Raw genomic sequence first — 22858 nt, 5'->3', positions numbered from 1 at the left:
GCGGGGCCGGCCAGGCCACACACGCCGCGGACCAGCAAGCCTGCCGACAGCGCACGGCCGCGGACCAGTGAGCTCTGCGCCTGCACAGGCCCGTGGAGGCAGCGGGCCCGGCCAGGCCACACACGCCACGGACCAGCAAGCCTGCCGACAGCGCACGGCCGCGGACCAGTGAGCTCTGCGCCTGCACAGGCCCGTGGAGGCAGCGGGCCCGGCCAGGCCACACGCGCCACGGACCAGCAAGCCTGCCGACTGCGCACGGCCGCGGACCAGTGAGCTCTGCGCCTGCACAGGCCCGTGGAGGCAGCGGGCCCGGCCAGGCCACACGCGCCACGGACCAGCGAGCCTGCCGACAGCACGCCGGTCACGAAGACCGGCAGACCCCATCCCGGCACGCCCACCACCCCTCACGGGAGCGGGTCCGCGTATCGGGTCCGGGAGATCGGGAACCTGGGAGGGGTGAGCGGTGTATGACAAGGAGAACCCGCCGCTTCGAAGGGACCACCATCGTGCATCGTCGAGCTGTGACGGCCGTGCTGGCCGCGACCACGCTCCTGCTGACGGCCGGCTGCTCCTCCGACAGCTCAGGAGGCGGCGGCTCGCCGGGGGACGGGGACAGCGCCACCTCGAGCGGTACGGCCTCCGGGGTCGGGCCCACGCGGCAGGCCGCGGAGGCGACCCCGCCGGCGAAGGGCTCGGTGAAGGTGGTGCGTACGCTCGCCCAGGGTCTCAAGACCCCCTGGGGCCTGGTCCCGCTCCCGGACGGTGACCTGCTCGTCTCCTCACGGGACGACGGCACGATCACCCGGGTCGACGGAGAGTCGGGCAAGAAGACGGAGCTGGGTCAGGTCTCCGGGGTCTCCGCGGCCGGCGAGGGCGGTCTCCTGGGCATCGCCCTGTCCCCGGACTACGCCTCGGACCACATGATCTACGCCTACTTCACCTCGGACTCGGACAACCGCGTCGTCAGGATGGTCTACGACGAGCAGAAGGCGTTCGGTGAGCAGCTGGGCGCCCCCGACACCGTCTTCAAGGGCATCCCGAAGGGCTTCATCCACAACGGCGGCCGGATCGCGTTCGGCCCGGACGGCATGCTGTACGCGGGCACCGGTGAGAGCGGCAACAAGGGCCTGGCCCAGGACCGCGAGTCCCTGGGCGGCAAGATCCTGCGGATGACCCCCGAGGGCGACCCTGCCCCGGGCAACCCGTTCCCGGACTCCCCCGTGTATTCGTACGGCCACCGCAATGTGCAGGGCCTCGCATGGGACTCCGAACAGCGGCTGTTCGCCGCAGAGTTCGGCCAGGACACCTGGGACGAGCTGAACGCGATCAAGCCGGGTGACAACTACGGCTGGCCCACCGCCGAAGGCAAGTCCGACGACAAGAGGTTCCACAACCCGATAGCCCAGTGGCACACCGACGACGCCTCCCCCAGCGGTGTCGCCTACGCCGAGGGCTCCCTCTGGATGGCCGGTCTGAAGGGCCAGCGTCTGTGGCGCGTCCCGTTGAAGGGCACGGCGGCCTCGGCCGACCCGCAGGCGTTCCTGAAGGGTGAGTACGGCCGGCTGCGCACAGTCGTCTCCGCGGGCGGGAACAAGCTGTGGCTCGTCACCAGCAACACCGACGGCCGCGGCAGCCCCAAGGCGGGGGACGACAGGATCCTGGAGATACAGGTCAGCTAGCCGGACGCTCGTCCGAGGCCGGGTCAGAGTCCGAGGTCTCGTCCTCGTCCGGCTTGGGCCGGCGGACGACGACCTTCCCGGACGTGAGATCTATCGGTCCGCGTCCGGGGTCGCCGTCGCCGACGTCCTCGCGGGTCAGCTCCAGCCGCTTCTGTTCGTCATGGGTGTGCTTGCGGCCGGGTGCGAACAGTTCCTCGAACATGTTGAACATGCAGCCTCCCCTGCCGGTCCCTACACCGTACGCCTCAGTCGGTGATCGGCGCGTGGAGAGCCTCCGCCGGGAACAGCCCAAGCCGGTGCGCCACAGCCGCCGCTTCCCCCCGTCCGGAGACGCCGAGCTTGGCGAGGATGTTGGACACGTGGACGCTGGCCGTCTTCGGGGAGATGAAGAGCTCCTCCGCGATCTGGCGGTTGGTGCGGCCGAGGGCGACCAGGCGCAGGACGTCGCGTTCGCGGCCGGTGAGTCCGAGGGAGCGGACCGGGTCGCCCCGGTCGGGCGCCGAGGCCGCGGTCAGGGTGAGGCGGGCGCGCTGGGCGAGGAGCGAGACCGCGTCGGCGAGGGGCCGGGCGCCGAGATGGTCGGCGGCGGCGTGGGCGAGGCGCAGGAGTTCGGTGGCCCGGTCGCGTTCGGGCTGCTCGGCGCCGCCGGGTGCCGACAAAAGGACCTGGGCGAGCCGGTGGCGGACGCGGGCGAGGTCGTAGGGGCGGTCCAGGGGCTCGATGGCGGTGAGGGCTTCCCACCAGTGGTCCGGGGTGTCGGCGCTCTCGGCACGCAGCAGTTCGGCGCGGAGCCAGCGTTCGTGGGCCAGCCAGACGGGCGCGTTGGTGGCGAGGGGCCTGGCGGCCTCCCGGATGCGGTCGAGGATCTTCGTGCGGCCCTGGTCGGCGACGGGCAGTCCGAGGCTGTCGGCCTCCATGGTGGCGGCCGTGAGCAGCAGGGGCCAGGCGTAGCGCTGGGTTCCGGGCGGGAAGCCGGAGTCCAGGACGTGTTCGAGTTCGGCGCGGGCGTCCAGGAGGCGGCCTTCGCCGGCGGCGACGCCGATGGCCAGTCCGATGAGGGGGATCTCGTGTTGGGGAGCCCGGTCATGAGTGCCGAAGTAGCCGCGGGCGGCCGACAGTTGGCGGGCGGCCTCGGACAACTCGCCGCGGGAGAGGGCGACTCTGGAGCGGGTGGCGGCGTGGAAGCCGCGGGGTTTGGCGCTCTGGCCGGCGAGTTCGGCCTTGGTGGCGGCTTCCGCGGCCCGGTCCCAGTGGCCCAGGGAGTAGAGGGATTCGGCGAGGTTTCCCCAGATCCACGCCTCCTTGTCGGACAGGCCGAACCTCTGGGCGTAGCCGATCCCTTCCTCCAGGACCGGCACGGCTTCCCGGGAACGGCCGATGGCTTCGAGGGCGCTCGGCAGATTGACGTAGACACGGCTGGCGACGGCGGAGCTGCCGTTGGCGAGGGTCTGCCGCAGGATCTCGAACATCTCGGCCAGGCCGGCCTCGACGCCACCGGACTCGACGATCAGGCCCGCGTGGGTGAGGCGGGCGTTCATCTCGATCTCGCGGGCGCCCACCATGCGGGCGTACTCCACGGCACGCTCGGCGGCCGAGATCGCGTCCGGGCCCGGGATGTGGACCATGGACCAGTGGGCGACGTTGGCCAGCACCTCGGCGTGCACCTCGGACGGCGGAAGACCGCGGACCAGGTCCTCGGCGGTGGCCAGTTCGGCCCAGCCGTCGCCGCGGGTCAGCCCCTGGACGAGATGGGAGCGCTGGACCCAGAACCAGGCCGCGCGCAGGGGGTCGCCGTCGTCCTCCAGCAGGTGCAGCGCCCGCTTGGTGATCTTCAGGGCGCGTTCGCGTTCGCCGCCCAGGCGGCCGGCGACGGCGGCCTCGGCCATCAGGTCGAGGTAGCGCAGCGGGGCGGTGGCCGGGTCGCAGCCGCAGGGAGGGTAGACCTCGGTGTAGTCGACTGGGCGCAGGGCTGCCCTGACGTCCTCGGGGGCGGTGTCCCACAGCTCCATCGCGCGTTCCAGGAGCCGGAGTTGTTCGGAGTAGGCGTGCCTGCGGCGGGCGGTGACGGAGGCGTCCAGGACGGCGGGCAGCGCCTTGGCGGCGTCGTGGGCGTGGTACCAGTAGCTGGCCAGGCGCATGACCCGTTCGTCGGCGGGGGCGAGCGTGGGGTCGGCCTCCAGGGCTTCGGCGTAGCGGCGGTTGAGGCGGGAGCGTTCGCCGGGCAGCAGGTCGTCGGCGACGGCCTCGCGGACCAGGGAGTGGCGGAAGCGGTAGCCGTCGCCGTCGGGTGCCGGGATGAGGATGTTGGCGTTCACGGCGACCCGCAGCGCCTCGATGAGGTCGTCCTCGGCGAGCCGGGTGACGGCGGCGAGCAGCCGGTACTCCACGGTGGATCCGCCCTCGGCGGCGACCCGGGCGACCCGCTGGGTGCTCTCGGGCAGCCCTTCGACGCGGACCAGGAGCAGGTCACGGAGCGAGTCGGTGAGGCCGGGACCGCAGCCCTCGGTGGCGCAGACGGCGAGTTCCTCGACGAAGAAGGCGTTGCCGTCGGAGCGTTCGAAGATCTCGTCGACCTGGGCGGGGTTCGGTTCGGTGGCGAGGATCCCGGCTATCTGGCGGCTGACCTCGTCCCGGTTGAAGCGGCCGAGTTCGATGCGGCGGACCGTGCGCAGCCGGTCGAGTTCGGCGAGCAGGGGGCGCAGCGGGTGGCGGCGGTGGATGTCGTCGGCGCGGTAGGTGGCGAGGACGACCAGGCGGCCGGTGCGCAGGGTGCGGAAGAGGTAGGCCAGGAGGTGGCGGGTGGAGGCGTCGGCCCAGTGCAGGTCCTCCAGGGCGACGACGACGGTGCGTTCGGCGGCGACGCGCTCCAGGAGGCGGGCGGTGAGTTCGAAGAGGCGGGCGAGGCTCTCCTCGTCGTGCCGGCCGGTGCCCCGGGCGGGGTGTGCCTCGCCGATCTCGGGGAGCAGCCTGGCCAGTTCCTCCTCCTGGCCCGCGGCCGCGGCGGCCAGTTCGTCGGGCAGGGCGCGGCGCAGGGCGCGCAGGGCGGTGGAGAAGGGTGCGAAGGGCAGTCCGTCGGCGCCGATCTCCACACAGCCGCCGAGGGCGACGACCGCGCCCTGCCGGCAGGCGGCGGTGGCGAACTCCTCGACGAGCCGGGTCTTGCCGACGCCGGCCTCGCCGCCGAGCAGCAACGCCTGCGGCTCGCCCGCGGCGGCGCGGGCGAGCGCTTCGTTCAGGCTGTTCAGCTCTTCGGTGCGGCCGACGAACACGGGACTGACGGACCTGGTCTCCACAGGCCCGAGCATCGCACGCGGGTCCGACAGGACGGCACCGGTTTTCGGGGCGGGCCCGGTTGTCCAACTGCCTTTGGTTGCAGGGAGGACGGCCGCGGCGGTGGCCGTGGGGACGGGCAGAGCCGTACGGCCGTCCTCCCTCCCCCCGGCTCTCACGCCGTGCGCAGGAACCGGTGCCGCCGGGGGCGGCCGGTATGCGAATTGCTCTCTGCGGTGCGTTCGGCGGCTTCGCGGCGGGCGGCGCGGCGGCCGCGCAGGGTCTCGCGGACGAGCCGCTCGTGCTCGGCCTGGCGGAGGAGTTCGGCGGAGCGGTACTGGGAGATCTCGTACTCGGGATACATGGCGTCGTCCTTGTCGGAGTCGGTTTCGGGCTTCGCTTTCTGCGATGCCTCTACCTTCGTCTCCGAGGGGGGTCCGCCACATCGGGAGAGTTCCGCATCTTCCGGGGCCGCGGGGGCCTTAGACGCGCGCGAGGGGCCTCAGGCGCTCCGTAAGGTACCTACGGATGTCCTGAGACCCCTCGCGACCTGCGGTTGTTCAGCTCGCGGAGGGCAGGCTGACCAGCACGTCGGTGTACTTGAGTACGGCGATCAGCAGTCCGATGACAGCGAGCGTGACGCCTGCCCAGGAGACCGACTTGATCCAGGCGGCCTGCGGCTTGCCGGGCGCCCCGAAAGCAGGCCGGACCAGGACGACGACGCCGATGATCAGGGCGACCAGGGCGAAGATCCCGTCGTACAGTGCCTGGACGTTCCAGACGTCGCCGTAGCCCTCCTTCAGCAGCGTGGAGACACTCGAAGTCTGGGAGTTCTTCATCTGGCTCAGAAGGCTTTCCTTCTGCGCGGCGAGGGTGCCGATCCAGCTGCCGGTGAGCGAGACGAAGGCGAGCGCGGCGGAGACGACGGCGCCCGCGCCCTGGCCGACGCCGGTGGGGCCCTCCTCCCGGGCAACCTCGGACAGGTCGTCCTCGTCGTCGATGTCGTCGACGGCGTTCTTGTCGGCGGCGGTGTCCTCGGCCGAGTCCTGGGACTCGGGCGCGGCCTCCGTCACCGCCTCGGTCCTGGCGACGCTCACCTTCTGCTCGTCGGTCGTGGCCTCGGCGCCCGTCTCGGCGCCGGTTTCGTCAGCTGTCTTCGTTCCCATGTCGGGCACGGTACGGATCCTGTCTGAGAGGGTTCTTAATGATCGTTCCGGCCTGCACGCGCGCGTGCCTCACGCCACTCGGGGGCGAGAATCGACCACACCTCGAGGTCGTGCCGTACGCCACGATAGGGGTGGGCCTCGCGGCGGACTCCGTCGCGGGTCATTCCCAGGCGCCGGGCGACGTTGATGCTGGCCGTGTTCCCGGAGGCGGCGACCCATTCGATCCGGTGGATTCCGCGTGCTTCGACCACCCAGTCGATCAGCACTCTCATGGCCCGGGTGATCAGCCCGCGGCCGGTCGCGGCGGGCTCCAGCCAGCAGCCGACCTCGCAGTTGCCCTGCGCGGCGTCGAAGTTCAGGGTGAGCACTCCGCCGACGAGCTTTCCGTCCAGCCAGATGCCATGGTAGCCGCCGGTGTCGTCGGCGCGCATCCGGGCGTAGCGCTCGAGCGTCTCGCGCGCGGAGGCCACGTCGACGGCCTGGGAGCCGAAGGGGATGAACTGTCCGATGAACTCGCGGCCCCGCTCCAGGTGGGCGAGGAACTCCTCCGCGTGCCACGGCTCCAGGGGTCGCAGTTCCGCCCCGTCGTCACCCAGCGATATCGCGTACATCCCCGTCCCGCTCCTTCTCCAGCTCCTCCACGACCTCGTCCAGCCTTTCATGCGCGGCACGGCACTCGGGCGGCTCGATGCTGATGCGGGGCATCCGGCGGTCCAGCCAGCCGGGCAGCCACCAGTTGGCGCCGCCGAGCAGGTGCATGAGGGCCGGCACCAGCAAGGTGCGCAGGACGAACGCGTCGAGGGCCACCGCCGCGGCGAGCGCGATGCCGAACATGGCGATCACGCGGTCGCCGCTGAGGACGAAGGCGAGGAAGACGGAGATCATGATGACCGCGGCGGAGTTGATCACCCGGCTGGTCTCGGCGAGGCCGACCCGGACGGCCCGCCGGTTGTCGCCGGTCTCCAGCCACTCCTCGTACATCCGGCTGACCAGGAAGACCTGGTAGTCCATGGAGAGCCCGAAGAGGACCGAGACCATGATCACGGGCAGGAAGGGTTCGATGGGCCCGGCGCGGCCCAGCCCCAGCAGCTCGCTCCCCCAGCCCCACTGGAAGATCGCCACGACCACTCCGAAGGCGGCGGCGACGGCGGCGACGTTCATCGCGGCGGCCTTCAGTGGTATGCCGACGGAGCGGAAGGCGAGCAGGAGCAGCAGACAGCCCAGGCCGATGACGACGCCGATGAACAGGGGCAGTTTGCCGACGATGACGTCCGCGAAGTCGTCGTACGAGGCGGTCATCCCGCCGACGTGGAGGTCGAGGGAGGTGCCGGTCTCGGCGCGCGGCAGCACCTCGGTGCGCAGCCGGTCCACGAGCTCGCTGGTCTGCCGGGACTGCGGGGCGGACTCGGGGACGATCGTGAAGTAGGCGAGGTCGCCGCCGGAGTCGTAGGTCACCGGCGTGGTGGAGGCGATGCCCTCGGTGGTGCGGATCGTGGCGTCGAGGTTGTCGAGGAGGAGTTTGTCCTCGGCGCTCTCGACCGGGGTCACCAGCGTCAGCGGGCCGTTGACGCCGGGCCCGAAGCTGTCCGCGAGGAGGTCGTAGGCCTGCCGGGTGGTCGCGGACCGTGGGTCGTTGCCCTGGTCGGAGGTGCCGAGCCGCAGGCCCAGCGTGGGCAGGGCGAGGACGGTGATGACCACCAGGGCGATCGCGCCGAGCAGCTTGGGGTGCCGTTCGACGAACGCGGACCAGCGGTGGGCGAACCCGGTCGGCAGTTCCGGTTCGGGCCCGTGCTCGGCGAGGCGGCGCCGCTCGCGCCGGCTCAGGGCGCGCATGCCGATGAGGGAGAGCAGGGCGGGCAGCAGGGTCACGGACGCGGCGACCGTGAGGACCACGGTGAGCGAGGCGGCGATCGCGACGCCGTTGAGGAAGCCGAGCCGCAGGATCAGCATCCCCAGCAGGGCGATGCACACGGTGGCACCCGCGAAGACGACCGCGCGCCCGGTGGTGGTGACGGCGTTCTCGACGGACTCGGTGACACTGAGCCCGCGTTTCAGGCCGCGCCGGTGTCTGGTGACGATGAAGAGCGCGTAGTCGATGCCGACGCCGAGCCCGATCAGCATGCCGAGCATGGGCGCGAAGTCGGCGACGGTCATGGTGTGCCCGAGCAGCACGATGCCCGCGTAGGCGGTGCCCACGCCGACCAGGGCCGTGGCGATGGGCAGCAGCGAAGCGGCGAGCGAGCCGAAGGCGAGGAACAGCACGAGGGCGGCGACGAGTACGCCGACGATCTCGGCGACATGCCCGCCCGAGGACTCGGTGAGGGCGACGGCGCTGCCGCCCAGTTCCACCTGGAGCCCGTCGGCCTCGGCGTCCTTGGCGGTGTTCACGACGGCCCTCGCCTCGGAGGCGTCGATGTCCTCGGCCGAGTCGGCGAAGGTGACGGTGGCGTAGGCGGTGTGCCCGTCGGCGCTGACCCGGCCGGTGCCCGCGTCGTCGTACGGGCTGACGACGGCGGCCACCCCGGGCAGGTCAGCGATCTTGTCCAGGGTGGCGGTCATCGTCTGCTCGACGTCGGCGTCCCGGACCGAGCCCGAGGTGACGTGCCAGACGACGGTGTCGCTGTCCCCTCCGAGGTCCGGGAAGCCGTCCTGGAGCAGCTGGGTGGCGCGGCCCGACTCGGTGCCGGGGACCTCGTAGTCGTTCGAGTAGGCGGATCCGGCGACGGCGGCGCCCGCGCTCACCCCGCCGAGGGCGAGGAGCCACAGGAGAACGACGACCAGACGTCGTCGGACACACCAGCGTGCGAGGGCTGCCACGAACGTGCTCCCAGGATGGCGAATTATGGATCTTTGACCGGGAACAGTCGTTCATGACACTTCATGAGGTGAACGGCCCGCAAAGAACGCATGAGCAATGTGTGGACCACTCTTGCAGGCAAAAGTGATCGTTCATGTCCATCGTGCGGTTATTCACAGGAGTGGGAGGCAGATCACAGGACAGTAACGGCCACTCTGTCACGTCAGTCGAACTGGTCGCCCAACGCCATCACCATCACGCCGGCGATCAGCAGCCACAGCGCTCGTCGCGTGCGCCCCCGGGAGCCCAGGACCGCCGCGAACGCGCACACCGCGGCGCCGAAGGCGTAGGCGGCCGGTACGAGCGTGGGGGCGGAGCCGGCCGCGCGGAGCGCCGCCGCGGCCAGACCGGCGAGGGCCAGCAGGGCGCCGGTGCCGAGGGCCGTCCAGCGGGCCCGCCGGGCGTCCAGCACCTGGCCGTCGTACTCCTCCTGTATGTCGGATGGCTCGGAATTCGCAGGACCGTTCATGGCGGGCGAGCGTAGCGTGTTCCGCTGAGAAACCCGGGCCTCCCGGCCCCCGACCGAAGCAGGTGCGTTGTTTGAGCGTCCGGCCGAGCTCCGCCGTATCCCTTTCCGTCTCTCAGGACTCAAGGAGCCCGTTCACCGATGCCAGACGACATCACCCCGTCCCTGACGGGGCCCTCGAGTGAGGACCTCACCCGGCGGCTGACCCAGGCCCGCTACCCCCGCAGCAACAGCTACGACGTCCGCTGGGTCATCGAGAACCAGATGGGCCCGAACGCGCTGTGGCTGCTGGAGTGGCTCGCGCCGGCCCTGGGCCTGGACACCCTGCGCCCCTGCGCCCGCGTGCTCGACCTGGGCTGCGGCCGGGCGATGACCTCGGTCTTCCTGGCCAGGGAGTACGACGTCCAGGTCACCGCCGCCGACCTGTGGGTCAAGCCGGACGAGAACGCGCGGCGCATCGCCGAGGCCGGTTTCGCCGACCGGGTGCTGCCCGTGCACGCCGAGGCGCACGACCTGCCGTTCGCCGAGGGCAGCTTCGATGCGATCGTGAGCATCGACGCGTACCAGTACTTCGGCACCGCCGACCTCTATCTGCCCACGCTGACCCGGCTGTTGAAGCCGGGCGGGCGGATCGGGATCGTCGTGCCCGCGGTGCGGGAGGAGATCGAGGGCGACGAGCCCCCGGAGCACCTCAAGCCGTTCTGGGACCCCGGTTTCTGGGCGTTCCACTGCGCCGACTGGTGGCGGCGGCACTGGACCCGCGGCGGGGCCGTCGAGGTCGAGACCGCCGATTGGCAGCCCGACGGCTGGAAGGACTGGCTGCTGTGGTGCGACGTGATCGCCGAGGAGAGCCCGGAGGAGTTCCATCGCACGATGGCCCGTGAGGTCGGCGAGATGGTACGGGCCGACCAGGGGCGGACGTTGGGCTTCGTACGGCTCGTAGGACGCCGTAAGTAGGTAGCGCTACGGCCCCGGAGGGCATCCCTCCGGGGCCGTGGCGTGGATCGGCTCAGCCCTCGCCGACGCCCAGCTTCTCCAGGATCAGTTCCTTGACGCGGGCCGCGTCGGCCTGACCACGGGTCGCCTTCATGACCGCGCCGACCAGGGCGCCGGCCGCGGCGACCTTGCCTGAGCGGATCTTGTCGGCGATGCCCGGGTTGCCGGCGATGGCCTCGTCGACGGCGGCACCCAGGGCGCCCTCGTCGGAGACGACCTTCAGACCGCGCTTGTCGACGACCTCGTCCGGGGTGCCTTCGCCGGCGAGGACGCCTTCGATGACCTGGCGGGCCAGCTTGTCGTTCAGGTCACCCTTGGCGACCAGCTCGGTGACCCGGGCGACCTGCTCCGGCGTGATGGCCAGCTCGTCCAGCGCCGTGCCGGACTCGTTGGCGCTGCGGGCGAGTTCGCCCATCCACCACTTGCGGGCGGAGGCCGCGTCGGCACCGGCGTCGATCGTGGCGACGATCAGGTCCAGGGCACCGGCGTTGAGGATCGCCTGCATGTCGAGGGCCGTGATGCCCCACTCCGCGACGAGGCGGTTGCGGCGCACCAGCGGCAGCTCGGGCAGAGCGGCCCGGATCTCCTCGACCCACTCGCGCGAGGGGGCCACCGGAACGAGGTCCGGCTCGGGGAAGTACCGGTAGTCCTCGGCCTCCTCCTTCACGCGGCCCGAGGTCGTCGACCCGGTGTCCTCGTGGAAGTGCCGGGTCTCCTGGATGATCGTCCCGCCACTGCTCAGGACGGCCGCGTGCCGCTGGATCTCGAAACGGGCCGCGCGCTCCACGGACCGCAGCGAGTTGACGTTCTTCGTCTCGGAACGCGTGCCGAACTTCTCGGTGCCGTTCGGGCGCAGCGACAGGTTCACGTCGCAGCGCATCTGCCCCATCTCCATGCGGGCTTCCGACACGCCGAGCGCCTTGATGACCTCGCGCAGCTCACGGACGTACGCCTTCGCCACCTCGGGAGCGCGCTCACCCGCACCCTCGATCGGCTTGGTGACGATCTCGATGAGCGGGATGCCGGCGCGGTTGTAGTCGAGGAGCGAGTGCGAGGCGCCGTGGATACGGCCCGTCGCGCCGCCCACGTGGGTCGACTTGCCGGTGTCCTCCTCCATGTGGGCGCGCTCGATCTCCACACGGAAGGTCTCGCCGTCCTCCAGCTGGACGTCGAGGTAGCCGTTGAAGGCGATCGGCTCGTCGTACTGGGAGGTCTGGAAGTTCTTCGGCATGTCCGGATAGAAGTAGTTCTTCCGGGCGAAGCGGCACCACTCGGCGATCTCGCAGTTCAGCGCGAGACCGATCTTGATCGCCGACTCGATGCCGATCGCGTTGACGACCGGGAGCGCGCCGGGCAGGCCGAGGCAGGTGGGGCAGGTCTGCGTGTTGGCGTCCTGACCGAGCTCGGTCGAACAGCCGCAGAACATCTTCGTCTTGGTGCCGAGTTCGACATGGACCTCGAGGCCCATGACGGGGTCGTACGACGCGAGAGCGTCCTCGTACGACACCAGGTCGGTCGTGGTGGTCACGGTGAAACTTCCCTCTCAGCCCAGCAGGACGTCGTCGTCGCCCAGCCGCTTCAGCTCGCGGTACAGGATCGCGAGACCGGTGACGATCGCGACGGCGGACACGGTGGCGTCGATCAGGACGAGCGTGTCCTTCTCGGCGCGGGCCTTCTTGAGCCGCTTGGCGACGCCGATCGCGCCGAACGCGGTCCCGGCGATGGACAGGTACGTGCCGGACTTGGACTTCTTGAAGTCCTTCGCCTTGGTCAGCTTGCTCACAGCGACGGTGCCTCCTCCAGGAGCGGGTGCCCCCACCTTTCCACGAAGGCGGCCTCGACGGCGGCGCCGACCTTGTAAAGGCGGTCGTCCTTCAGGGCGGGGGCGATGATCTGGAGGCCGACGGGCAGGTTGTCCTCGGGCGCCAGACCGCACGGCAGCGACATGGCCGCGTTGCCCGCGAGGTTGGTGGGGATGGTGCACAGGTCGGCCAGGTACATCGCCATCGGGTCGTCGGCGCGCTCGCCGATCGGGAAGGCGGTGGTCGGGGTCGTCGGGGAGACGATCACGTCGACCTGCTCGAAGGCCTTCTCGAAGTCGCGCGTGATGAGCGTGCGGACCTTCTGCGCGGAGCCGTAGTAGGCGTCGTAGTACCCGCTCGACAGGGCGTACGTGCCGAGCATGATCCGGCGCTTGACCTCGGGGCCGAAGCCCGCCTCACGGGTGAGGGAGGTGACCTCCTCCGCCGAGTGGGTGCCGTCGTCGCCGGTCCGCAGGCCGTAGCGCAGGCCGTCGAAGCGGGCGAGGTTGGACGAGCACTCCGAGGGCGCGATCAGGTAGTACGCCGACAGGGCCAGGTCGAAGGACGGACAGTCCAGTTCGACGATCTCGGCGCCCAGCTCCTTGAGCAGAGCCACGGACTCGTCGAAGCGCTGGATGACACCGGCCTGGTAGCCCTCGCCGCGGAACTGCTTGACGACACCGACGCGCAGGCCGGCGACGCTGCCGCTTCGGGCGGCCTCGACGACCGGCGGAACGGGCGCGTCGATGGAGGTGGAGTCGAGCGGGTCGTGCCCGGCGATGACCTCGTGCAGCAGGGCCGCGTCCAGGACCGTACGGGCGCAGGGGCCGCCCTGGTCGAGGGAGGAGGAGAAGGCGACCATGCCGTAGCGGGAGACCGCGCCGTACGTCGGCTTCACGCCGACCGTGCCGGTGACGGCGGCCGGCTGGCGGATGGAGCCGCCGGTGTCGGTGCCGATGGCGAGGGGCGCCATGTGCGCGGCCAGCGCGGCGGAGGAGCCGCCGCCGGAGCCGCCGGGGATCCGGGTGAGGTCCCAGGGGTTGCCGGTGGGGCCGTAGGCGCTGTTCTCGGTGGAGGACCCCATGGCGAACTCGTCCATGTTGGTCTTGCCGAGGATGACGACGTCGGCGGCCTTCAGCCGCTGGGTGACGGTCGCGTCGTACGGCGGGATCCAGCCCTCGAGCATCTTCGAACCGACGGTCGTCGGGATGCCCTCGGTGGTGAAGATGTCCTTCAGCGCGAGCGGGACGCCGGCCAGCGGGCCGAGCTTCTCGCCCCGCGCCCGCTTGTCGTCGACGGCGCGGGCCTGCGCGAGGGCGCCCTCGCGGTCGACGTGCAGGAAGGCGTGCACCTTCTCGTCGACGGCCTCGATCCGGGCCAGGTGGGCCTCGGTGACCTGCACGGCCGTGAGCTCACCGGAAGCGATCTTCTCGGCGGTCTCGGCGGCGGTGAGCTTGATGATGGTGACGTTGTCCGTCATGGCGGTTAGTCCTCCCCCAGGATCTGCGGCACCTTGAAACGCTGCTGCTCCTGGGCCGGGGCGCCGGAGAGCGCCTGCTCGGGGGTGAGCGACGGACGGACCTCGTCCGCGCGCATGACGTTCGTCAGCGGGAGCGGGTGCGAGGTCGGCGGTACGTCTTGGTCGGCGACCTCACTGACGCGTGCGACCGCGCCGATGATGTCGTCCAGCTGTCCCGCGAAGTGCTCTAGCTCTTCGGGCTTCAGCTCCAGACGCGCCAGCCGTGCGAGGTGGGCGACCTCCTCGCGCGTGATGCCAGGCATGCAGCGATCCTCTGGGGTGAGTGCGTGTGGTTTGGGGCGGGGCTGGCCGTCACATTCCCGTCGTCCGTCCGAAGGGCGGGTCACGCGGCGTCTGGTGCGTGCGATCGCAAGGCGCCGGAGCGGCTTCGTGGCGGAGCCACGTGGCCGGTTCGGCAACGCGGCGAGCGTGCGTGCCAGGCGTCGCGCGACAGACGGGAATGTGACGGCTAGCCCCAATCCTATGGGTCACGGCCGGATGGCCGTTAAACGGTTTCCCGTGGCCGATGTAAATGGGCACACCCGTACCGCGCCAAAGGATGCCGGGACGGGTCACTCCGCCGCCGGCAGCGCCGCCCTGGGCCGCTGCCAGCCCCTCGATCCCCGTGCCAGCAGCCACGCCGTCGTCTCCTCGGGCGGCATCGCCGCCGCCACCAGCCAGCCCTGTACGGCGTCGCAGCCCATGTCGCGCAGCCGCTCCCAGGTCTCGTCGTCCTCGACGCCCTCCGCCACGACCAGGAGGCCCAGGGAGTGGGCGAGGTCCACCGTGCAGCGGACGATCTCCGCGTCCTCGGTGTCGACGGCCAGCTTGGCCACGAACGAGCGGTCGATCTTCAGTTCGCTGACGGGCAGGCGGCGTAGATGGACCAGGGAGGAGTAGCCGGTGCCGAAGTCGTCCAGGGACATCTTCACGCCGTGCCCGGTCAGGGCGGCGAGGGTGTCCGCGGCCCGCGAGGGGTCCTCCAGCAGGACGTGCTCGGTGATCTCCAGTTGGAGCGCTCCCGCCGGGACACCGTGCCGGGCGAGGCGCGCGGCGACCGAGCCGGCGAAGCCCGGGGTGTGGACGTCACGCGGGGAGACGTTGACCGCCACCGGGACGTAGAGGCCCTGCGCCCGCCACTCGGCGACCTGGGCGAGGGCCGTGTCCAGCACGTACTCGGTGAGGTAGGGCATCAGCCCGGACGACTCGGCGATCGCGATGAACTCGTCCGGCGGCACCTTCCCGCGTTCCGGGTGCACCCAGCGCACCAGGGCCTCAAGACCGGCGACCTGCCCGTCGAAGCGGACCTTGGGCTGGTAGTGCAGCTGTACGTCGTGCGCGTCCAGGGCCCGGCGCAGATCGCCGAGCAGCCCGAGCCGGTCGGGGGTGTTGGAGTCCCGCTTGGACTCGTAGACCTCTACGCCCGTACGGTCCCGCTTGGCCTGGTACATCGCCACGTCCGCCCGCCGCAGCAGCCCCTCGGCGTCCAGGGCGTGGTCGGGGAAGACGGCGACCCCGGCGCTGGCCTCCAGGACGAGGGTGAGCCCGTCGAGGTCGAGCGGGGAGCTGAGGGCCGCGACCAGGTTGCGGGCGACCCGGGTCGCGGAGGTCGTGGAGTCGGCGACCGGCAGTAAGACGGCGAACTCGTCGCCGCCGAGCCGCGCCGCCTCCGCCCCGCGCGGCAGCGCGATCCGCAGCCGGTCGGCGATCTGGAGGAGCAGCCGGTCACCGGCGAGGTGGCCCAGGGTGTCGTTGACCGAGCGGAAGCGGTCGAGGTCGATGAGCATCAGCGCGGACCGGGCGCCGATGCGCTCGGCGTCGTCCAGGGCGGTCCAGATGCGCTCCAGGAGCCACTGCCGGTTGGGCAGTCCGGTCAGCGGGTCGCGCAACTGCTCCTCGGCGCGGGCCCGGGCCATCCACAGGGTGGAGTCGAGGGCGATGAGGGGGATCGCGAACAGCGGGAGCAGTACGGGCTTGGCGGCGGCGACCACGCAGACCAGCGGGGCGATGCCGAGCAGGGCGACCGCGACCAGGCCCTGTCTGACCAGGGCGGTGCGGGCCACGGTGGGCAGACCGGCGTGCCGGGAGGAGTGCAGATACCAGCTCAGGGTCCGGGTGACCGCGAGGTAGGCCACGGCGACCAGGACCACCTCGGGGCCGGTGTAGAAGGACCAGGTGTCGGGGTTCCAGGGGGTCTCGACGGAGGGCGACTGGCCGAACGCGGCGAGGACCAGGGCGCCGGCGGCTATGCCGAGGAGGTCCACCGCGCCGTGCAGGATGCCCTGCCGCCAGCGGTGGCGCCTGGCTATGCCGACCAGCAGCACCACGGTGAGGCTGACCAGGCCGGCGGCCACCCAGCCGTACAGCAGGAGGACGGCGAGGGTCAGGGCGGCGCCGGAGCCGGTGCCGCCCCACCAGCGGGCCCGGCCGAGGGCGACCAGATGGCCGACGACGACTCCGGTCAGCACGGCCAGCGACCAGCCGACGGTGCCGGACGGGAAGAGGGCGTGGCCCCCGGTGAAGGCCCGGTAGAAGCCCGCGCCCAGCACGAATCCGGCGGCCGAGACGATCGCCGTGGGCAGCGCGGGCCACGGCAACTGCCGGTCGGACTCGGAGTCCGGCATACCGGGGGTGCGTTCGGCGGTGAGCTGCGCGGCCCGGGGGCCGCCGACCGGGGAGTAGGGTCCGGCGGCGCGGGTCTCCGCGCCCGGGTGCTCCGAAGTCCGCCCGGCCCACCGGCTCGCCCGCCACGTGCCGGTGAGCCGGCGCAGCCGTGAGTCCGGGGCGGCGCTCTCGGTCGGTTCCATTCCCGTCCCTCTCACAGCCGGCGGTGCCCACGCCACGCGACTCGTTCGCCCGACAAAACCCTCGACGGCGCCGCGTTGGAAAACCCTTCCCCTTGCTCATCAGGAGCAAGGGAATGCCCCGACCGCAGCTGGGCACGGCAGGCGCACATCTCAACAGTAGGCCGCAGAAGGCTTCCACGGGCAGCGGTCGTCGACGGTTGCCCGAATGCGCCCCGGCCACCCGTATGCCTCTGGTATGCGCCGATCGGGTGGCCTTCAACCGCCGCTTCTCGTTACTCCTCCGTGGGAAGCGCCACATCGGCGGCCGCTTCGGGGCCCTGTTCCAGCAGGACGTCGAAGCCGTCCTCGTTCAGAACAGGCACCTTGAGTTGCATCGCCTTGTCGTACTTGGACCCCGGATTGTCACCTACGACGACGAAAGACGTCTTCTTCGAAACCGAACCGGTCACTTTCGCCCCTCTGGATTGCAGCGCCTCCTTGGCCCCGTCACGGGTGAAGCGCTCCAGGGTGCCGGTGACCACGACGATGAGCCCTTCGAGGGGACGCGGACCCTCGTCCTCCCCCGACCCCTCCTCCTCCATCCGCACGCCCGCGGCCTTCCACTTGCGCAGGATCTCCTGGTGCCAGTCCTCCGCGAACCACTCCTTGAGGGACTTCGCGATGATCGAGCCGACGCCGTCGGTGTTCGCCAGCTCCTCCTCGCTCGCCTGCTCGATGCGGTCGATCGAGCGGAAGTTGCGCGCCAGCGCCTCGGCGGCGACCGGGCCGACATGGCGGATCGACAGACCGGTCAGGACGCGGGCGAGCGGGCGCTCCTTGGCGGCGGCGATGTTCTCCAGCATGGCGACGGCGTTCTTCTTGGGCTCGCCCTGCTGGTTGGCGAAGACGGTGGCGATCTTCTCCTCGCCGGTCTTCGGGTCCCGCTTGGGCAGACCGCTGTCCTGGTCGAGGACGTACGCCTTGATGGGCAGCAGTTGCTCGATCGTGAGGTCGAACAGGTCGCCCTCGTCGGTCAGCGGCGGGTCCGAGGGCTCCAGCGGCTTGGTCAGGGCCGTGGCCGCGACATACCCGAAGTGCTCGATGTCCAGCGACTTGCGGCCCGCGAGGTAGAACAGGCGCTCGCGCAGCTGGGCGGGGCAGGTACGGGCGTTGGGGCAGCGCAGGTCGACGTCGCCCTCCTTCATGGGCCGCAGCGCGGTGCCGCACTCGGGGCACTCGGCCGGCATCACGAACTCGCGCTCGCTGCCGTCCCGCAGGTCCACGACGGGGCCGAGGATCTCCGGGATGACGTCACCGGCCTTGCGCAGCACCACGGTGTCGCCGATGAGGACGCCCTTCGCCTTGACGACGTCCTGGTTGTGCAGGGTGGCGAACTCGACCTCCGAGCCGGCCACCGTCACCGGCTCCACTTGGGCGTACGGCGTGATCCGGCCCGTACGGCCCACGCCCACGCGGATGTTGATGAGCTTGGTGTTGACCTCCTCGGGCGCGTACTTGTACGCGATCGCCCAGCGCGGCGCCCTGGAGGTGGAGCCGAGACGGCCCTGGAGGGGGATCTCGTCGAGCTTGACGACGACCCCGTCGATCTCGTGCTCCACGGAGTGGCGGTTCTCGCCGAAGTAGGCGATGAACTCCCGTACGCCGTCGAGTCCTTCGACCACCTTGTTGTGCTTGGCGGTGGGCAGGCCCCAGGACTTGAGGAGGTCGTAGCCCTGGGAGAGGCGGGTCATGCCGGTGAAGCCCTCCAGGACGCCGATGCCGTGGACGACCATGTGGAGGGGGCGGGTGGCGGTGACGCGCGGGTCCTTCTGGCGCAGTGAACCGGCCGCCGCGTTGCGCGGGTTGGCGAAGGGCTTGTCGCCGGCCTCGACCAGGCGGGCGTTGAGCTCCTCGAACTTCTCCATCGGGAAGTAGACCTCGCCGCGGATCTCCACGAGGTCGGGGACCTTGTCGCCGGTGAGACGGTCCGGGATCTCGGCGATCGTGCGGACGTTGGGTGTGATGTCCTCGCCGGTGCGGCCGTCGCCGCGGGTCGCCGCGCGGGTGAGGCGGCCGTGCTCGTAGGTGAGGTTGACCGCGAGGCCGTCGACCTTGAGCTCGCACAGCAGGTGGTAGTCGGTTGTGCCGACGTCCTTGGCCACCCGCTCCGCCCAGGCCGCCAGCTCCTCGTCACTGAACGCGTTGTCCAGGGAGAGCATGCGGGAGCGGTGCTGGACGGACGTGAACTCGGTCTCGTAGGCCCCCGCGACCTTCTGGGTCGGCGAGTCGGGGGTGCGCAGCTCCGGGTACTCCTCCTCGAGGGATTCGAGGGAGCGCAGGAGCTTGTCGAAGTCGGCGTCGCTGATGACCGGCGCGTCGTTCACGTAGTACCGGAAGCGGTGCTCCTCGATCTGCTCAGCGAGCTGCGCGTGCTTCTCCCGTGCCTCGGCGGGCACCGTCGTCTCCGCTTGCTTGTCGCCGGCCACCGTGTTGTCCTCCCGTTACTCTGGGTTGTCCGCGAGGGACCTCGCCGCCTGGGCGCAGTGGGCGAGAGCCCGGCGCGCGTACTCGGGGGACGCGCCCGCGAGTCCGCACGACGGAGTGACCGTGACCGCTTCCGCGAGAAGTCCCGGATGCAGCCCCAGCCTGCGCCACAGCGTCCTGACACCCATGACGCTACCGGCAGGGTCTGACAATGCCGTGTCCGTGCCGGGCACGACACCGGCGAAGAGCCTCGTCCCCCCTTCCACCGCCTCGCCGATCACGTCGTCGTCACGCTCGGTGAGGAGCGAGAAGTCGAAGGAGACCGCCGCCGCACCCGCCCTCCGCAGCAGGGCGAAGGGGACGTCCGGTGCGCACGAGTGGACCACGACGGGGCCGCCCGCGTGAACCCCGACGACGTCGCGCAGGGTCGCCTCGACGACCTGCCGGTCCACGGCCCGGTGGGTCCGGTAGCCGCTGGCCGACCTCACGTGCCCCCTCAGTACGGCGATCAGGGAGGGCTCGTCGAGCTGGAGCACGATCTGGGCGCCGGGGACCCTGTTGCGGACCTCCGCCAGATGCAGCCTCAGCCCCTCGGCGAGCGAGGCGGCGAGGTCCCGGCAGGCGCCGGGGTCGGAGAGGACGACCTCGCCGCTCCGCAGTTCCAGCGCGGCGGCGAGCGTCCAGGGCCCGACGGCCTGCACCTTCAGCTGCCCCTCGTACCCCTGGGTGAACTCCTCCAGAGCGTCGAGGTCCTGCCCGAGCCAGGACCGCGCCCGCTTGGTGTCCCGGCCCGGCCGGTCCCCGAGCCGCCACCCGCTGGGCTCCACACGCGCGTACAGCTCGACGAGCATTCCGGCGGTGCGGCCGATCATGTCGGCGCCGGGGCCGCGGGCGGGCAGTTCTGGCAGGAAGGGGAAGTCCTCGAAGGAGCCGGTGGCGGTCCTGGCGGCCTCCCGGGCGTCGCCGCCGGGGAGGGAGCCGATGCCGGTGGCGGGGGCGAAGCGGATGTCTGCGGTCACGTGTGAAGCCTACGTAGGTGACCGGCGTGGTTCTCGCACGGTTCTTGCCTCCACGGAACCGTCAGCGACCGGGGCGGACCGTGAGGTCGTTGATCTCCGCGTCCCGCGGCAGGTCGATCGCCGTCACGATCGTCGTGGCGACCGACTCGGGGTCGATCCATCGTGCGGGGTCGTAGTCCTTGCCCTCCTGCTGGTGGACCTTGGCCTGCATGGGGCTGGCGGTGCGGCCGGGGTAGACCGAGGTGACGCGGACGCCGTTCGCGTGCTCCTCGTGGCGCAGGGAGTCCGCGAGGGCCTTCAGGCCGTGCTTGGAGGCGGCGTACGCGGACCAGCCGGCGTGCGCTGTCAGCCCCGCGCCCGAGTTCACGAACACCACATGGCCCCGGGCCGCCCGGAGTTGGGGCAGGAAGTGGCGGGTCAGCTCGGCCGGAGCGATCAGGTTGACGTTCAGCTGGTGACGCCAGGACTTCGGGGTCAGGTCGCCGACCGCGCCCAGGTCGACCGCGCCCGCGATGTGCAGCAGGGAGTCCACCCGGTCCGGCAGCGTCTGGTGCGAGAAGGCCCAGCTCAGCTTGTCGGGGTCGGCGAGATCCCCGACCAGGGTCCGCGCTCCGGGGAACTGGGCCGCCAGCTCCTTGGCACGGCCCGCGTCACGCGCGTGCAGCACGAGTTCGTCCCCGCGCGCGTGCAGACGCCGGGCCACCGCCGCGCCGATGCCGGAGCCCGCTCCGGTGATCACATGTGTAGCCATGCCGCCATGCTCGCATCACGGCGTCAGCGCGTACCGAGCGACTCCTCCAGGTACGCCAGCGCCCCCACCGGCTCCTCCGCGAAGAACACCAGGTCGGTGAGCGGGCGGGGCAGGAAGCCCTCGTCCTCCATGCGCCGGAACTGCTCCTTCAACCCGTCGTAGAAGCCCGCCGTGTTCAGCAGGACGACCGGCTTCTCGGTGTGCCCGTGCTTCTTCAGTTCCAGGATCTCGGTCGCCTCGTCGAGCGTGCCCGTGCCGCCCACCATGATCACCACGGCGTCGGCCTTCTCCAGGAGCAGCTTTTTACGTTCGGCCAGGTCCTTCGCGATCACCATCTCGTCGACGCCCGGACGCACCTTGGCGGCCAGGAACTGAACGGAGACCCCGACGAGTCGTCCGCCCGCCTCCTGCACCCCGTCGGCGACCACCTTCATGAGGCCCACGTCCGAGCCGCCCCACACGAGGGTGTGCCCGCCCTTGCCCAGCAGCTTCGCGAACTCCCGCGCGGGGCGCGTGTAGCGGTCGTCGAGGTCGGCGGCGGAGAGGAAGACGCAGATTCGCATGAGGTCACCGTACGCGGGAAGAACCGGGGGCCCGCGAGCGCTTTCCCGGTATGGCCGAAGGACACACGATCACCATCGAGCAAGCAGACCAGCACGTGCGCGTGGTGCACGGCGACCAGGTCCTGGCGGAGAGCGAACGCCCCCTCGTGCTGCGCGAGACGGGCTGTCCCCCCCGGTACTACCTCCCCGCCGAGGACGTACGACTCGACCTGCTGACCCCCTCCGACACCCACACCTACTGCCCCTTCAAGGGCACCGCGTCCTACTGGTCGCTGCCGGACGCCCCCGACCTGGTGTGGTCCTATCCCGAGCCGAAGCCCGCCGTCGCCGAGATCAAGGACCACCTCTGTTTCTACGAGGTCGACGTGTCCTGACCGATGATTTCCGTGCCGTGCGGCAGTCTCCTCAGGCATGGAAAAGAAGACCCTCTCGCGCGACGGCACACCGATCGCGTACGAACGCACCGGACACGGCCCTGCAGTCGTCCTCGTCAGCGGCGCGATGTCCACCGGCGGCACGGTCGCGCCCCTGGCCGTGCCGCTGTCCGAGCGGTTCGACGTCCTCGTGTACGACCGCCGGGGGCGCGGTCAGAGCGGTGACACGCTCCCCTACGCGGTGGCCCGTGAGGTCGAGGACCTCGCCGCGCTCATCGAGGCGGCGGGCGGCGAGGCCTGCCTGTGCGGTATCTCCTCCGGCGGTGCGCTGGTCCTGGAGGCCGCGGCGAGCGGCCTGCCGGTCCGCCGGGTCGCCGTGTACGAGACGCCGTTCGCCGACTTCCTCGCCGGGGGCGCCGAGTCGAACGCCGAGTACACCCGGAGTCTCGACGCGGCGCTCGCCGAGGGGCGGCGCGGGGACGCGGTGGAACTGTTCCTGCGGCTCACCGGCATGGGCGAGGAGATGATCCAGGGCGCCCGCCAGTCCCCCATGTGGCCCGGCATGGAGACGGTCGCCCCGACGCTCGCCTACGACAACGCGGTCATGGCCGGCGGCCTGGTCCCCCGGGACCGCCTGGCCTCGGTCACGGTCCCGGTACTGGCCGTCGCGGGCGGCGCGAGCCCCGAGTGGATGCGCGAGGGCACCAGGGCGGTCGCGGAGGCGGCCCCCAAGGGCTCGTACCGCGTCCTGGAGGGCCAGACCCACATGGTCGACCCGAGCACCCTGGCCCCGGTCCTGACGGAGTTCTTCACGGACTGACGATGCCCCGGGCCTGTCCGGGCGTGCGGGCGCGGGACGGTCGGCGTGCGCGCCGATACCGCGCGGACGCACAAGGGGCGTACGCGTACGCACGGGTGGTGACGTCGGGCAGCGCACACCCGCGGGCCTCGCCAGCCCACGGAGGCGCTCCCCGGCCACCCGCCCGTTGCCGACGCGCCTCCTACAACCCCCGGCACGCGCGCGTGCCGGGGCCTGTCCGGGCGTGCGGGCGCGGGACGGTCGGCGTGCGCGCCGATACCGCGCGGACGCACAAGGGGCGTACGCGTACGCACGGGTGGTGACGTG

20 protein-coding genes are annotated in these 22858 nt (G+C 71.2%); 4 read left to right on the top strand and 16 right to left on the bottom strand.

Going from position 1 to position 22858, the window contains the following annotated elements; translation table 11 throughout:
* Positions 1 to 521 precede the first annotated feature (521 nt).
* Complete coding sequence (locus ACIRP7_RS25560; protein WP_403664411.1) at positions 522 to 1679, top strand: PQQ-dependent sugar dehydrogenase; 1158 nt, start codon at positions 522 to 524, stop codon at positions 1677 to 1679.
* On the opposite strand, the gene ACIRP7_RS25555 is transcribed toward ACIRP7_RS25560, so the two are convergent.
* From ACIRP7_RS25555 to ACIRP7_RS25525, 7 genes are all read right to left on the bottom strand, one after another.
* Entirely contained in the window at positions 1672 to 1890 is a 219-nt protein-coding gene (locus ACIRP7_RS25555; protein ID WP_403663868.1) for a DUF6191 domain-containing protein, read from the bottom strand. The genes ACIRP7_RS25560 and ACIRP7_RS25555 overlap by 8 nt on opposite strands.
* A 34-nt stretch (positions 1891 to 1924) precedes the next feature.
* Entirely contained in the window at positions 1925 to 4984 is a 3060-nt protein-coding gene (locus ACIRP7_RS25550) for an AAA family ATPase (RefSeq protein WP_403663865.1), read from the bottom strand.
* Positions 4985 to 5124: 140 nt separating this feature from the next.
* Entirely contained in the window at positions 5125 to 5313 is a 189-nt protein-coding gene (locus ACIRP7_RS25545; protein ID WP_403663862.1) for a hypothetical protein, read from the bottom strand.
* Between the two features lie 196 nt (positions 5314 to 5509).
* Entirely contained in the window at positions 5510 to 6115 is a 606-nt protein-coding gene (locus ACIRP7_RS25540; protein ID WP_403663859.1) for a hypothetical protein, read from the bottom strand.
* 35 nt (positions 6116 to 6150) lie between these two features.
* Positions 6151 to 6726 (bottom strand): GNAT family N-acetyltransferase, encoded by a 576-nt coding sequence (locus ACIRP7_RS25535; protein ID WP_403663856.1) that lies wholly within the window; start codon positions 6724 to 6726, stop codon positions 6151 to 6153.
* Complete coding sequence (locus ACIRP7_RS25530) at positions 6704 to 8932, bottom strand: MMPL family transporter (RefSeq protein ID WP_403663853.1); 2229 nt, start codon at positions 8930 to 8932, stop codon at positions 6704 to 6706. The genes ACIRP7_RS25535 and ACIRP7_RS25530 overlap by 23 nt, the downstream gene beginning before the upstream one ends.
* Positions 8933 to 9135: 203 nt before the next feature.
* A complete protein-coding gene (locus tag ACIRP7_RS25525; protein WP_403663850.1) occupies positions 9136 to 9441 on the bottom strand; it encodes a hypothetical protein in 306 nt (101 codons plus the stop codon).
* A 138-nt stretch (positions 9442 to 9579) separates the two neighbouring features.
* On the opposite strand from ACIRP7_RS25525, the gene ACIRP7_RS25520 reads away from it, so the two are divergent.
* The gene (locus ACIRP7_RS25520; RefSeq protein WP_403663847.1) at positions 9580 to 10395 is read left to right on the top strand and encodes an SAM-dependent methyltransferase; all 816 of its coding nucleotides are present in this window, start codon (positions 9580 to 9582) and stop codon (positions 10393 to 10395) included.
* A 52-nt stretch (positions 10396 to 10447) separates the two neighbouring features.
* On the opposite strand, the gene gatB is transcribed toward ACIRP7_RS25520, so the two are convergent.
* The 9 genes from gatB to ACIRP7_RS25475 form a co-directional block, all read right to left on the bottom strand.
* Positions 10448 to 11962, bottom strand: a complete 1515-nt coding sequence (gatB, locus tag ACIRP7_RS25515) for an Asp-tRNA(Asn)/Glu-tRNA(Gln) amidotransferase subunit GatB (RefSeq protein ID WP_403663844.1) — start codon at positions 11960 to 11962, stop codon at positions 10448 to 10450.
* A gap of 15 nt (positions 11963 to 11977) precedes the next feature.
* Positions 11978 to 12217 carry a hypothetical protein gene (locus ACIRP7_RS25510; RefSeq protein WP_007384862.1) on the bottom strand — a complete coding sequence of 80 codons (240 nt, stop codon included), beginning with the start codon at positions 12215 to 12217 and terminating at the stop codon, positions 11978 to 11980.
* Positions 12214 to 13716, bottom strand: a complete 1503-nt coding sequence (gatA, locus tag ACIRP7_RS25505; protein WP_403663841.1) for an Asp-tRNA(Asn)/Glu-tRNA(Gln) amidotransferase subunit GatA — start codon at positions 13714 to 13716, stop codon at positions 12214 to 12216. Before gatA ends, ACIRP7_RS25510 begins: the two co-directional genes overlap by 4 nt.
* 5 nt (positions 13717 to 13721) lie before the next feature.
* Positions 13722 to 14018 carry an Asp-tRNA(Asn)/Glu-tRNA(Gln) amidotransferase subunit GatC gene (gene gatC / locus ACIRP7_RS25500; protein ID WP_007384860.1) on the bottom strand — a complete coding sequence of 99 codons (297 nt, stop codon included), beginning with the start codon at positions 14016 to 14018 and terminating at the stop codon, positions 13722 to 13724.
* Between the two features lie 309 nt (positions 14019 to 14327).
* Complete coding sequence (locus ACIRP7_RS25495; protein WP_403663838.1) at positions 14328 to 16562, bottom strand: putative bifunctional diguanylate cyclase/phosphodiesterase; 2235 nt, start codon at positions 16560 to 16562, stop codon at positions 14328 to 14330.
* A gap of 272 nt (positions 16563 to 16834) precedes the next feature.
* On the bottom strand, positions 16835 to 19027 hold the full coding sequence (gene ligA, locus ACIRP7_RS25490) for an NAD-dependent DNA ligase LigA (protein ID WP_403663835.1): 2193 nt from the start codon (positions 19025 to 19027) through the stop codon (positions 16835 to 16837).
* Between the two features lie 15 nt (positions 19028 to 19042).
* Positions 19043 to 20044 (bottom strand): methionine synthase, encoded by a 1002-nt coding sequence (locus tag ACIRP7_RS25485; protein WP_403663832.1) that lies wholly within the window; start codon positions 20042 to 20044, stop codon positions 19043 to 19045.
* A 61-nt stretch (positions 20045 to 20105) separates the two neighbouring features.
* Complete coding sequence (locus ACIRP7_RS25480) at positions 20106 to 20795, bottom strand: SDR family oxidoreductase (protein WP_403663829.1); 690 nt, start codon at positions 20793 to 20795, stop codon at positions 20106 to 20108.
* A gap of 23 nt (positions 20796 to 20818) precedes the next feature.
* The gene (locus ACIRP7_RS25475) at positions 20819 to 21358 is read right to left on the bottom strand and encodes a TIGR00730 family Rossman fold protein (protein WP_403663826.1); all 540 of its coding nucleotides are present in this window, start codon (positions 21356 to 21358) and stop codon (positions 20819 to 20821) included.
* Between the two features lie 50 nt (positions 21359 to 21408).
* Here ACIRP7_RS25475 and ACIRP7_RS25470 point away from each other — a divergent pair, with 50 nt between their 5' ends.
* Together ACIRP7_RS25470 and ACIRP7_RS25465 are read left to right on the top strand one after the other, a co-directional pair.
* A complete protein-coding gene (locus tag ACIRP7_RS25470) occupies positions 21409 to 21732 on the top strand; it encodes a DUF427 domain-containing protein (RefSeq protein ID WP_403663823.1) in 324 nt (107 codons plus the stop codon).
* A 37-nt stretch (positions 21733 to 21769) separates the two neighbouring features.
* Positions 21770 to 22552, top strand: a complete 783-nt coding sequence (locus ACIRP7_RS25465; protein WP_403663820.1) for an alpha/beta fold hydrolase — start codon at positions 21770 to 21772, stop codon at positions 22550 to 22552.
* Positions 22553 to 22858: the final 306 nt, after the last annotated feature.

The sequence above is a fragment of the Streptomyces sp. NPDC102270 genome, from assembly GCF_044766405.1.
Taxonomy (GTDB): Bacteria; Actinomycetota; Actinomycetes; order Streptomycetales; family Streptomycetaceae; genus Streptomyces.
Note: the sequence above shows the minus strand (reverse complement) of the source record. Positions and strands in the feature narration are given on the sequence as shown.

Coding starts and splice junctions, on each gene's coding strand:
- ACIRP7_RS25555 (WP_403663868.1), bottom strand. CDS start 1,890: ATGTTCAACATGTTCGAGGAACTGTTCGCACCCGGCCGCAAGCACACC.
- ACIRP7_RS25550 (WP_403663865.1), bottom strand. CDS start 4,984: ATGCTCGGGCCTGTGGAGACCAGGTCCGTCAGTCCCGTGTTCGTCGGC.
- ACIRP7_RS25545 (WP_403663862.1), bottom strand. CDS start 5,313: ATGTATCCCGAGTACGAGATCTCCCAGTACCGCTCCGCCGAACTCCTC.
- ACIRP7_RS25540 (WP_403663859.1), bottom strand. CDS start 6,115: ATGGGAACGAAGACAGCTGACGAAACCGGCGCCGAGACGGGCGCCGAG.
- ACIRP7_RS25535 (WP_403663856.1), bottom strand. CDS start 6,726: ATGTACGCGATATCGCTGGGTGACGACGGGGCGGAACTGCGACCCCTG.
- ACIRP7_RS25525 (WP_403663850.1), bottom strand. CDS start 9,441: ATGAACGGTCCTGCGAATTCCGAGCCATCCGACATACAGGAGGAGTAC.
- ACIRP7_RS25520 (WP_403663847.1), top strand. CDS start 9,580: ATGCCAGACGACATCACCCCGTCCCTGACGGGGCCCTCGAGTGAGGAC.
- gatA (WP_403663841.1), bottom strand. CDS start 13,716: ATGACGGACAACGTCACCATCATCAAGCTCACCGCCGCCGAGACCGCC.
- gatC (WP_007384860.1), bottom strand. CDS start 14,018: ATGCCTGGCATCACGCGCGAGGAGGTCGCCCACCTCGCACGGCTGGCG.
- ACIRP7_RS25495 (WP_403663838.1), bottom strand. CDS start 16,562: ATGGAACCGACCGAGAGCGCCGCCCCGGACTCACGGCTGCGCCGGCTC.
- ACIRP7_RS25480 (WP_403663829.1), bottom strand. CDS start 20,795: ATGGCTACACATGTGATCACCGGAGCGGGCTCCGGCATCGGCGCGGCG.
- ACIRP7_RS25475 (WP_403663826.1), bottom strand. CDS start 21,358: ATGCGAATCTGCGTCTTCCTCTCCGCCGCCGACCTCGACGACCGCTAC.
- ACIRP7_RS25470 (WP_403663823.1), top strand. CDS start 21,409: ATGGCCGAAGGACACACGATCACCATCGAGCAAGCAGACCAGCACGTG.
- ACIRP7_RS25465 (WP_403663820.1), top strand. CDS start 21,770: ATGGAAAAGAAGACCCTCTCGCGCGACGGCACACCGATCGCGTACGAA.